Source organism: Thermogemmatispora sp. (genome assembly GCF_019683635.1).
Taxonomy (GTDB): domain Bacteria; phylum Chloroflexota; class Ktedonobacteria; order Ktedonobacterales; family Ktedonobacteraceae; genus Thermogemmatispora.
The window spans coordinates 1-11,054 of sequence record NZ_JADGIA010000181.1 but is presented as its reverse complement, the minus strand read 5'-3'; the positions used below and the strand labels follow the sequence as shown (position 1 = coordinate 11,054).

Here is an 11,054-nt window from a genome sequence, read left to right as displayed (position 1 = left end):
TCTGAAAGCAAGCGAGCCTTTAAAGACCAGCTCTACGAGCAACTGGCGCGCATCGGCAAAGCCCTGGCCAGCCCCCACCGACTGGAGCTGCTCGACCTGCTCGCCCAGAGCGAGCGCAGCGTCGAAGAGCTGGCCCGTGAGACCACCCTGCCCGTGGCCACCGTCTCGCAGCACCTGCAGATTCTGCGGGCCGCACGGCTCGTCGAAGTGCATCGCCAGGGACGCCACATGCGCTATCGGCTGGCGTCCGGCGAGGTGGTACGCCTCTGGCTGGCCCTGCGGCGCACCGGAGAGGCTCACCTGGCCGAGCTAGAGCGCCTCGTAACCACCTGGCTGCCCGAGCGCCAGCAACTGCCGGCCCTGAGCATCGACGCCGCCCTGGAGCTGCTCAACACCGGGCGCGCCCTCCTGCTCGACGTGCGCCCCCGCGACGAATACCAGAGCGCCCACCTGCCACAGGCGCGCTCGCTGCCCGTCAGCGAGCTAGAGGCCCATCTTGGTGAGCTGCCTCGCGACAGTGAGATCATCGCCTACTGCCGCGGCCCCTACTGCGTCTTCGCCGACGAAGCCGTCGCCCTCCTGCGCGCCCACGGTTTTCGGGCCTGGCGTCTGGAAGTCGGCATCCCCGAATGGCAAGAGCGGGGCCTGCCCGTGATCCAGGAAAGGAGCGCCTTCTCATGGCAAGTGTAAGCGTCGAGACCCTGCGCACCTGGCTGGAGAGCGGCCAGCCCGTGACCATCCTGGACGTGCGACCCGCCGCCGCTTACGCCGCCTGGTCGATCCCCGGCAGCCAGCACCTTGACGCCTACGAGGCCCTCAAGTCCGGCCAGACAGGAGGACTGGAAGAGCTAGAGCTACCGACGGACCGGCCCATCGTCACCGTCTGCGAGGCCGGCCAGGTCAGCCAGCGCGCCGCCGCTCTCCTGGCAGCCCGCGGCTTCAGCGCCTACTCCCTGGAGGGAGGCATGCGCGCCTGGAGCCTGGCCTGGAACACGGCCCCGGTCGCGCCCGGCGGTGTCCACCAGCCGGAACAGGCGAAGCAAGAGCGGCAGATCATCCAGATCCGGCGCACCGGCAAAGGCTGCCTCTCCTACCTGATCAGCGACGGCGCCGCCGCCCTCGTGCTCGACCCGGCCCTTGATCCCGCCGTCTATGTGCAGCAAGCCCGACAGCGCGGCTGGCAGATTGTCGCCGTCCTCGAAACGCACATCCACGCCGATCACCTCTCGCGCGCCCGTGCCCTGGCGGAGAGCTGCGGGGCCAGCCTGCTGCTGCCCGCACAGCAGCGAGTCACCTTCCCCTTCATCCCCGTCGCTGACGGCCAGCAGCTGAGCGTTGGTCGACTGCAACTGCAGGCCCTGCGCACGCCTGGTCACACGCCCGAGAGCACCTGCTATCTGCTGCCCAGTCTCCCGGGGACGCCAGCCCTCATCTTCAGCGGCGACACCCTCTTTCCCGAGGGCCTGGGACGCCCGGACCTCGACGCCGACGCCGAGGAGGCTCGCCGCCGCGCCGAGATGCTCTACGCCAGCCTGCAGCGGCTCCTCGCGCTGCCCGACGACACCATCTTACTGGCCGCCCACAGCGCGCACCCGCTGCCCTTCGATGGCCAGCCCGTTCTGACCACCCTGGCCGCTGTGCGCTCCTGGCTGGTCCCACTCCTGGCATCGCCCGCCACTTTCAGCTCCCAGGTGCTCAGCAGCCTGCCGGCGCCCCCGGCCCACTATCAGGAGATCATCGCCGCCAACGAAAGCGGCCACTGGCCCGCCGTCCCTGTCGCAGAGCTAGAAGCGGGAGGAAATCGCTGTGCCGTCACTCTTTAATCAGCCCACCAGCCCACAGGGCGAGAGAGCAGCGCCAGCGGCGAGCACCGTCCCGCAGTTGGGCCTGCGCGCCAACTGGCAGCAATTCACGCTGCTCGTCATCATCAACGCCTTCGTCGGCTCGCTCGTCGGCATTGAGCGCACCATTCTACCGCTGCTGGCCGCCCACGACTTTGGCCTGGCCTCCAAGACGGCAATCCTCTCCTTTCTGGTCAGCTTCGGCCTCGTCAAGGCCCTGGCCAACCTGCTGGCGGGCCGTCTGGGCGACCGCTACGGACGCAAGCGCATCCTCGTCGCGGGCTGGCTTGTCGGCCTGCTGGTCTCGCCACTCATCATCGTGGCCCCAAACTGGGGCTGGGTCGTCTTCGCCAACGTCCTGCTGGGTATCAACCAGGGCCTCTGCTGGTCAACCACCGTCATCATGAAAATCGACCTGGTGGGACCGCGGCGGCGCGGCCTGGCGATGGGTCTCAACGAGGCAGCGGGCTATCTGGCCGTCTCCGGGGCCGCCCTGGCCGCCGGCTACCTGGCCGCCGCCTACGCCCTGCGCCCGCAGCCCTTCCTGCTGGGAACCTTACTGGCCCTCTGCGGCCTGCTGCTCTCGCTCTTCGGCGCCCGCGAATCGCAGGGGCACGCCCGCCAGGAGGCCAGAGAGCTGCAGCAGCGCGTCGCCGAGGAGGCGGAGCCGGGCCAGGCTCAGGCACAGCCAGCACCGCGCTTCTGGCAGATCGTGGCCCGCGTCTCCTGGCGCGACCGCACTCTGCTGGCCGTCAGCCAGGCGGGCCTGGTTAACAATCTCAACGATGGCCTCTCCTGGGGCCTCTTCCCGCTCTACTTCGCCGCCGCCGGCCTCGACGCCGCTCACATCGGCTGGCTGGTCGCTGCCTATCCCGCCGTCTGGGGCGCGGGCCAGCTCCTGACGGGAGCCTTCTCGGATCACCTGGGGCGCAAGGGGATGATCAGTGTGGGGATGTGGGTTCAGGCCATTGCTCTGGCGCTGATGTTGCTCACGCGCGGCTTCTGGCTCTGGCTCCTGGGGGCCGTGCTCCTGGGCAGCGGCACCGCCCTTGTCTACCCGACCCTCCTGGCCGCCGTCAGCGACGTCACGCCTCCAGACTGGCGCGCCTCAGCGGTCGGCGTCTACCGCCTCTGGCGCGACAGCGGCTATGCCGTCGGGGGTATCCTGGCCGGGTTGCTGGCCGATCTGCTCTCGATTCCCTGGGCCATCGGCCTGGTTGCCCTGCTCACCTTCCTCTCTGGCCTCCTCGTCGCCCTGCTCATGCGCGAGACCCTGCCGCGCCCTCAGTCATCGCAAGCGGCCCCGGCCTCCCCGCTCTCCTCCCGCAACGCCGTCAGCTCGCGCCCATAATCGGCGGCCCGCTCCGCCTCGCCCTGGCGCCAGGCCAGATAGCGCAACAGACGCAGAACGCGCCGCCACTCGCGCCGCTGCCCGCCCTCGCGCGCCAGCACCAGCGCCTCGCGCAGATAGCCGCCCGCCGCCTTGAGGTCGCCCTGGCGCAGCGTCACCTCGCCCAGGCCCAGCAAGAGGCGCACCTGCGTCCCCGCATCGCTCGACCAGATAGCAATCTGATAGGCGCGTTGCAAATAGAGACGGGCCAGATCATAGAAGCCACGTCGGCGCAGAAAAGGGGCAAAGGCCAGCACCCCGCGAATAAAGCGCGCATGGCGACCATTCTCAAAGGCATACTGCAGGCCGGCCACAATATTGCGATTCTCCAGCTCCAGGGCCGCGTCGTCGCCCCCATGCCGCTCCAGCAGGCTCGTCACATAGGCCACCAGACGCTCGCCGGCCTGCGTATCGCGCAGATGGGCGCTGGCATAGTCGGCAATCGTCTGATGCAGCAAATAGCGTCCGGCGCCGCTGCTCTCCAGCAGGCCGGCATCGACCAGGGCATCGAGCGCCTCCGGCGGCGCCTGCGCCACGGCCAGGGCTGCCTCCTCACTAAAGCTATTGGGCTTCGGCGGAAAGACCGAGAGCGCGCGCAGCACCTCGCGCGCCTGCTCGTCAAGCTGCTGATCACTGACCGCGATCGCCGATTGCAGCGAGAGCGGAGTCCCCCAGGCCAGATGCGGTGGCTGCTCCAATGGGCTGCGCATCTCGCTGACATGCAGGCGCTGGTGCGAGCTGCGCAACCGCGCCAGAGCGGCCTGCAAACGGCGCGGCTGACCGCTATGAGCCTGCGACTGCAAATACTTTCCCAACAAAGTCAAAGCGAGCGGCAGCCCGCCGACCTCCTCGACCAGACTCAAAGCGGCGCGCCGATCATGGGCCACCGCCTCCGGTGCCCACTGCGCCAGCAAGGCCAGGCCATCGGCCCCCTCCAGCTCATGGATCGTGCGCGCTCCCTCGCCGGCGATGGCCAGCGCCAGGCGAGGAAAGCGCGTCGTGGCGATCAAGACCGAGCGCGGCCCGCCGATCTTGAAGGCCAGGGCCGCCTCCAGCTCCCAGACATCATCGATGACCAGCACAAAGCTGCGCTGCCCGATGGCCGCCCGCAAAGCGCGGGCCCGCGCCTCCAGCGATAGCTCTCCCACCGTCGCCGGCACCCCCAGCAACTGCTCCCAGCGGCGCAGATGCTCCAACACATTGGGGCGCGGCCCCAATCCCGCCCAGAGCACGCCGGCCTCGAAGCGCGCCAGCACGCGCGGATCGTGCACCAGCGTCACAGCCAGGGCCGTCTTTCCCACCCCGGGCAGTCCACAGAGCGCCAGCGAGCGCCCGGCGCAGAGCTGAGACACCAGCTCCCCAAGCAGGGTCTCGCGCCCGACCAAGCCGCGCCCCTCGTTCGGCAGCGGTGGCATGGTCGGATCAAGCACCCGCTCCTGACGGCGGCCCTGACCAGGGAGAGCGTCGCGCTCCAGAGGCGTCCCCTCGGCATCCTCCACAAAGCCCAGCTCGCGGGCGCTCTTGCCGAAGAGCTGACAGAGCTTCTCGCGATAGTAGGGCTGCGGCGAGGAGACACCCCGCTCCCAGCGACTGACATTCTTCTCCGACGAGCCGATGGCCTCGGCGACCCTGGCCTGCGACCAGCCGCGCATCTCGCGCTCATGTCTCAGACGCAGATTCGGTTTCATCGTGGGCACTCCTGCAGGAGATGACGACCGGCCTGGTCCCGCCCAGCCCGGGCCGGCCCGCGCTAGGTCCGTTCGGCAGCGGCAGGCGCGGGCGCCTGGCCCCAGCCACCACCGCCGGGCGAGGCGATCACCAGCCGATCGCCCGGCTCGGCGCGGAAATGCGCCTTGCCCGGCAGCAAGGTCACCTCGCCATCGCGGCGATACAGCCAGTTCTCCCCGCAGCGCCCCGGCTCGCCCCCCTGCAGGCCATAGGGCGGCAGGCGGCGCCGCTCGGTCAACAGCGTCACCTCGGCGGACGCCTCAAAGCGAATCTCGCGCACCAACCCATCGCCCCCGCGGGCCTTCCCCACGCCCCCCGACCCATCGCGCAGAGCATAGCGCGTCACACGCATCGGATAAGCGTACTCGAAGGCCTCCACCGGCGTATTCAGCGTATTGCTCATATGGGTATGTACCCCCGACAACCCATCGAGACCCGGGCGGGCCCCCATGCCACCCCCCATTGTCTCATAGTAGGCAAAGGGCTGCTGCGTCCGTGGATCAATCCCACCGGCGGCAATATTGTTCATCGTTCCCTGGCTGGCCGCCGGCACCACCTCCGGCAGGGCCTGCGCCAAAGCCCCAAAGATGGCATCGACCAGGCGCTGCGACGTCTCAACATTGCCCTGAGCCACCGCCGCCGGCGGACGCGCATTGACCACCGAGCCACGCGGCGCGATCACCGTCACCGGGGCGAAGGTCCCATGATTCATCGGCGCATCCTCCGGCATCAAACAGCGCACGACATAATAGGTCGCCGAACGCGCCACCGAGGCCACCGTATTGACATTGCCGCGCACCTGGGGAGCGCTCCCCGTAAAGTCCACCGTCAACTCGCTCCCACGCACCGTCACCGTCACCGCAATCGGAATGCACTCCCCAGTGACGCCGTCATCATCCAGATAATCGGTAAAGCGATAGGTGCCATCGGGAATGGCCGCGATGGTGGCCCGCGCCATGCGCGCCGCATACTCGATCAGGGCCTCGACATGCTCCTCCAAAGCCGCCAGGCCCCAGCGATCGACCAGCTCCTGCAGGCGGCGCGCCGCCGTGCGATTGGCCGCCACCTGGGCCGCCAGGTCACCACGGCGCTCATCCGGCGTCCGCACATTGCGCAAGAGCAGCGCCAGCAAAGCCCGATTGGGCTGGCCCGCCTCCCAGAGCTTGAGCGGCGGAATAATCAGCCCCTCCTGATAAATCTCGGTCGCCAGCGGCATCGATCCCGGCGCCATGCCACCGACATCCGCATGGTGGGCCCGATTGGCCGCAAAACCGATCAGGCGCTGCTCCTCCTCGACCTCCACAAAGATCGGCGCAATCAGGGTAATATCGGGCAGATGCGTGCCACCCAGAAAGGGATCGTTGAGGGCGATGATATCGCCAGGCGCAAAATGGTCGAAGGCCACCAGGGCCTCGGCCACCGAATCGGGCATCGAGCCAAGATGGACCGGGATATGGGCCGCCTGGGCCACCAGGCGCCCGCGAGCATCAAAGAGGGCGCAGGAGAAGTCGCGCCGCTCCTTGATGTTGGGCGAGTAGCTGCTGCGCATCAGCACGGCCCCCATCTCCTCAGCAATGGCCGTCAGAGCGCTGCGAAAGATCTCCAGACTGATGGCATCTACCATACGTGCGACCCCTCCTCAGCAAGCTGGGCCTGAGCTGCCTGCGCGGGCTGACGGCGCTGTTGCTGCAGCTGCTGCGCGTCCGTCGGGCCATCGCTGGCCAGCTCGATCAACAGGTTCCCCACAGCGTCGACGCGCGCCCGCCAGCCTGGCGGCACAACGGTCGTGGTGTCGTATTGGGTGACAATGGCCGGACCGGTAAACCGGGCGCCCGGCACCAGGGCCTCGCGGGCGTAGATAGCGACCTCATGGGCCACTGGCCCGGCCTCACCGGCAAAAATGACCTGACGCCGCTCCAGCGGGTGGACCACCGCCTCCGGCTGCAGCGGCTGGCGCTCCAGCACTGGCGGCTCGACCAGGCCGCGCGCCTTGAGACGAACGTTGACCACCTGCACCGGCTCATTAGGATCGCTGTAACCAAAGCGACGCTCATGGGCCAGATGGAACTGCTGAGCCGCGCGGGCGCAGTCGCCGCCAAACGGAATGGTCAGCTCGTAGGACTGCCCGACATAGCGCAGATCCAGATAGCGCTCGATCTGGATCTGCTCAGGCGCAAAGCCCTCGGCCAGCAGATCGGCCCGCCCCTGCTCCTCCAGAGCTGCGAGCGCCGCCTCGATCGTCGCCTGGGCCTGCTCCTGATCGATCGGCACCATCAGCGTGCGCACATAGTCCTTGAGGACATCGGCCACCAGCATGCCGAGGGCCGAGAGGACGCCCGGGGCCGCTGGGATGAGCACGCGCGGGATCGAGAGGGCTGCCGCCAGCTCGCAGGCATGCAAAGGACCAGCCCCGCCAAAAGCCACCAGCGTAAAGTGACGCGGATCAAGTCCGCGCTCGACCGAGATCAGACGAATGGCCGCCTCCATATTGGCGTTGGCGATGCGCACGATGCCAAGGGCCGCCTCCTCCAGCGATGTGCCCAGGCGCTCAGCAATCCGCCCCACGGCCTGACGGGCCAGGGCCATATCGAGCCGCCGGCTGCCGCCGAGAAAAGCCTCGGGCAACAGACGCCCAAGCACCACATGGGCATCGGTCACCGTCGCCTCCGTGCCGCCGCGTCCGTAGGCCGCCGGTCCAGGCACAGCCCCCGCCGAGCGCGGCCCCACGCGCAGGGCGCCGCCTAGATCGAACCAGGCCAGGCTGCCGCCGCCCGCTCCTACTGTGTGGATGTCGATCATCGGTAGCTTCGTCGGATGGCCCCCAATGCGTCCGTCGGTCGTCTCCGTAATCGCCCCATCGACCAGCGAGACATCGGTCGAGGTTCCGCCAATGTCGAGCGCGATCAGGCGCTCAATGCCGGAGGCGCGGGCCACAAAGCGCGCCCCTACGACGCCCGCCGCCGGACCAGAGAGCAGGGTACGCGCCGCCTCGCGCCGCGCCATCGCGCTCGAAATCGAGCCACCGTTTGACTGCATGATGCGCAGGCCCGTGCCCGCCGGCAGCGCCTGCTCCAGCTGGCCCAGATAGCGATCGATCAGCGGCCCCACATAGGCATTGAGCACCAGCGTACTGGTGCGCTCGTACTCGCGAAACTCCGGCAGGACCTCCGCCGAGGCCGAGACGTACCAGCCCCGCCGGCGGGCCGCCTCGGCCACACGCTGCTCATGGGCCGGATTGGCGAAACTGAAGAGCAGCACCACGGCCACCGCCTCCACCTCCTCGCGCGCCAGCGTGGCCAGGGCCTCCTCCAGCGACCCCTCATCCAGGGGAATGAGCACCTCGCCGCGCTCATTGAGCCGCTCGATCACCTCAACCCGCCGCGCGCGCGGCACCAGCGGCGGCACCTTCTGCACTCGCAGATTATAGAGACTGGGCCGCGTCTGCCGCCCGATCTCCAGCACGTCGCGGAAGCCCGCCGTGGTAATCAGGCCGGTGCGGGCCCCCTTGCCCTCCAGCACAGCATTGGTGGCCACCGTCGAGCCATGCACCAGCGTGCGCAGGCGCGGCAACGCTCCCAGCTCCTGGAGGCCCTCCAGAATGGCCTGCGACGGATCATGCGGCGTCGAGAACACCTTATGAACGCGCAGTTTCCCCTCCTGAAAGAGCACCAGATCGGTAAACGTGCCTCCCGTATCAACTCCGGCAAGAATCGCAGTCATTCCTGTACTCCTCGACAGTCCGTCCTCTCTCCTCTCCTACGACAAGCAGCAAGCAGGCTGGCCAGGCCAGCGCAGCGCTGATGGCACCTGCCCGGCCTCACCGCAGACGCTCAGAGTGCGCCCGCGCTTGTGCGCTGGTCGATCTCCTGGTCGCGCCAATCGGTAATAAACATATACCCTGGAGCATGAGTGATAGCAAGCGGCGGCTGACTCTCCATGATCACCGCCTGCGGTGTGACGCCACAGGCCCAAAAGACTGGCACCTCGTCGGGAGCCACCGCGATAGGATCGCCCCAGTCGGGCCGGGACAGATCGGCAATACCCAGAGCTGCCGGATCACCGCAGTGCACCGGCGCCCCATGCGCTAGCGGATAGCGCGCCGTTACCTCGGTGGCCCGCGCCACCTCGTCGTCCTTGATTGGGCGCATGCTGACCACCAGCGGCCCATGCAAGCGGGCCGTGGCCTGACAGGGGCGATTCGTGCGATACATGGCCACATTGCGCCCTTCCTCCAGATGGCGCAGGCGCACCCCGGCCTCCAGCAAGGCCCGCTCCGCCGAGAAGGAGCAACCCAGCAAGAAGGCTACCAGATCGGGACGCCAGAGCGGGAGGAGATCCTCCCGCTCTTCGACCAGCCGCCCCTCGCGGTAGACGCGATAGCGCGGCACATCGGTCCGCAGATCGGCCCCGGGCGCCAGGCGGCGCGGCTCAGGGTCGCCGGGGGCCGTCATCTCCAGCAGAGGAAGAGCCTGGGGATTGCGCCGGCAAAGCTCGGCAAACTCCTCAGCCCAATCAGCGGGCAGAATCACCAGATTGGCCTGCACATGACCCAGGGCCAGCCCAGTTGTCGGGCGCCGCCAGCGGCCCGCGCGAATCAGCCGGCGCGCCTCCGCCGCGCTCAGGCGAGCGAGTTCCTCCATCTGCATGGCAGTCGTCAGAACCTCCTTTCAGGTCAAGGCAACGAGTCAGCGCAGCGAGGCGCCCTAATCAACCGCAACCAGGCGCTTCCCGCGCGTCTCCGGCAGCAGCAGGAGGGCGATCAGGCAGAGCGCGTAGGCGCAGGCGCCGAAGCCGATAGCGCCGCCCAGGCCGATAGCCCCCGAGAGGAAACCGATAATCGTCGGGAAGAAGGCCCCCACACCACGCCCGAAATTGTAGCAGAAGCCCTGGCCGGCCCCGCGGGCCCGCGACGGGAAGATCTCCGCCAGGAAAGAGCCAAAGCCGCTGAAGATGCCCGAGGCAAAGAAGCCCAGCGGCGCCCCCAGAACCAGCAGCAGCCCATTCGCCCCGGTCGGGATCTGGGTATAGAGGAAAATCAAGGCGGCGCTGCAAATAGCATAGATGGCAAAGGTCGGACGGCGGCCCAGCCAGTCGTTGATATAGCCGCTGGTCACATAGCCCACGAAGGAGCCAATAATCACCACCGCCAGGTAGGGAGCGCTGCCCACTACCGAGAGATGGCGCACCGTCTTCAGGAAGGTCGGCAGCCAGGTAAAGATCGCATAATAGCCGCCCTGGGCGCCAATGGCCAGCAAGGTTGCCGGCAGCGTGCGCCCGAGCAGGTCGGGCTGGAAAATCTGCAGCAAAGAGCTGCGCGTACTGCGCACCTGGCCCCCGGCGGCCTGTTGCTCAGCGGCGCGTGTCTGCACAAAGACCTCCGGCTCCGGCACGCGCGAGCGCACGTAGAGTGTCATGAGTCCTGGCAGAATGCCCAGGCAGAAGGAGATACGCCAGGCGATCGAGGCCGGGAAGAAGGAGAAGACCAGGGTATAGGCGATGAGGGCCAGGCCCCAGCCCACAGCCCACGAGCTTTGTACCATTCCCAGTACGCGCCCGCGCTGGGACGGATCAGCGACCTCGGCAATCAGAATGGCACCGGCAGCCCACTCGCCGCCGAAGCCCAGGCCCTGCAGCGAGCGAAAGAGCAGCAGGAAGCCATAGTTGGGCGCCAGACCCGAGAGGAACGTGAAGAGCGAATAGACGGCGATTGTCAGCATTAAGGTGCGGACACGCCCGATGAGGTCCGCAAAGACGCCAGCCAGGATGCCACCGAAGGCCGAGACGACCAGTGTCACCGTGGCGATCAGGCCCGACTGGCCGGTCGTCAGTCCAAAGGCAGCCGCCGTCGCCGTCAGCACGAAGGAAAAGATCTGGTAGTCGAAGGCATCGAGGGCGTAGCCGAGGAAGGCGGCCCAGAAGGCATGTCTGGAGGAGCCGCGCAGAGTGCGATACCAATCCAGAGAGAGGAGACGGCTACGCTGGGGGGTAACGAGACTGCTGTGGCCTTGCTCAAGGTTCATGGCAGTGGGTCCTCCCGCAAGTCAGCGAAAGACATAAGGCACACGAGCGCCACGAAGCGACAAGAAGCGAAGCCA

General features: G+C 67.8%; 8 protein-coding genes. 3 read left to right on the top strand and 5 right to left on the bottom strand.

Going from position 1 to position 11,054, the window contains the following annotated elements:
* From IRZ31_RS16910 to IRZ31_RS16900, 3 genes are all read left to right on the top strand, one after another.
* A partial coding sequence (locus tag IRZ31_RS16910) for a metalloregulator ArsR/SmtB family transcription factor (protein WP_297155750.1) occupies nt 1-690 on the top strand: 690 nt, incomplete at its 5' end.
* Nucleotides 678-1,823 (top strand): rhodanese-like domain-containing protein, encoded by a 1,146-nt coding sequence (locus tag IRZ31_RS16905; protein ID WP_297155748.1) that lies wholly within the window; start codon nt 678-680, stop codon nt 1,821-1,823. The genes IRZ31_RS16910 and IRZ31_RS16905, both read left to right, overlap by 13 nt.
* 58 nt (nt 1,824-1,881) lie before the next feature.
* Nucleotides 1,882-3,192 carry an MFS transporter gene (locus IRZ31_RS16900; RefSeq protein WP_363325688.1) on the top strand — a complete coding sequence of 437 codons (1,311 nt, stop codon included), beginning with the start codon at nt 1,882-1,884 and terminating at the stop codon, nt 3,190-3,192.
* Here IRZ31_RS16900 and IRZ31_RS16895 read toward each other — a convergent pair.
* From IRZ31_RS16895 to IRZ31_RS16875, 5 genes are all read right to left on the bottom strand, one after another.
* Nucleotides 3,126-4,919, bottom strand: a complete 1,794-nt coding sequence (locus tag IRZ31_RS16895; protein WP_297155746.1) for an NB-ARC domain-containing protein — start codon at nt 4,917-4,919, stop codon at nt 3,126-3,128. The genes IRZ31_RS16900 and IRZ31_RS16895 overlap by 67 nt on opposite strands.
* Nucleotides 4,920-4,981: 62 nt before the next feature.
* Nucleotides 4,982-6,583, bottom strand: coding sequence for a hydantoinase B/oxoprolinase family protein (locus IRZ31_RS16890; protein WP_297155745.1), 1,602 nt, complete (start codon nt 6,581-6,583; stop codon nt 4,982-4,984).
* Entirely contained in the window at nt 6,577-8,679 is a 2,103-nt protein-coding gene (locus IRZ31_RS16885) for a hydantoinase/oxoprolinase family protein (protein ID WP_297155744.1), read from the bottom strand. Before IRZ31_RS16885 ends, IRZ31_RS16890 begins: the two co-directional genes overlap by 7 nt.
* A gap of 110 nt (nt 8,680-8,789) precedes the next feature.
* Nucleotides 8,790-9,605, bottom strand: coding sequence for a putative hydro-lyase (locus IRZ31_RS16880; protein ID WP_297155743.1), 816 nt, complete (start codon nt 9,603-9,605; stop codon nt 8,790-8,792).
* Between the two features lie 57 nt (nt 9,606-9,662).
* Nucleotides 9,663-10,979 (bottom strand): MFS transporter, encoded by a 1,317-nt coding sequence (locus IRZ31_RS16875; protein WP_297155742.1) that lies wholly within the window; start codon nt 10,977-10,979, stop codon nt 9,663-9,665.
* Between the last annotated feature and the right edge of the window lie 75 nt (nt 10,980-11,054).

Excerpts from the sequence above, each read along its gene's own strand:
- IRZ31_RS16905 (WP_297155748.1), top strand. The coding sequence starts at position 678 with ATGGCAAGTGTAAGCGTCGAGACCCTGCGCACCTGGCTGGAGAGCGGC.
- IRZ31_RS16895 (WP_297155746.1), bottom strand. The coding sequence starts at position 4,919 with ATGAAACCGAATCTGCGTCTGAGACATGAGCGCGAGATGCGCGGCTGG.
- IRZ31_RS16890 (WP_297155745.1), bottom strand. The coding sequence starts at position 6,583 with ATGGTAGATGCCATCAGTCTGGAGATCTTTCGCAGCGCTCTGACGGCC.
- IRZ31_RS16885 (WP_297155744.1), bottom strand. The coding sequence starts at position 8,679 with ATGACTGCGATTCTTGCCGGAGTTGATACGGGAGGCACGTTTACCGAT.
- IRZ31_RS16880 (WP_297155743.1), bottom strand. The coding sequence starts at position 9,605 with ATGCAGATGGAGGAACTCGCTCGCCTGAGCGCGGCGGAGGCGCGCCGG.
- IRZ31_RS16875 (WP_297155742.1), bottom strand. The coding sequence starts at position 10,979 with ATGAACCTTGAGCAAGGCCACAGCAGTCTCGTTACCCCCCAGCGTAGC.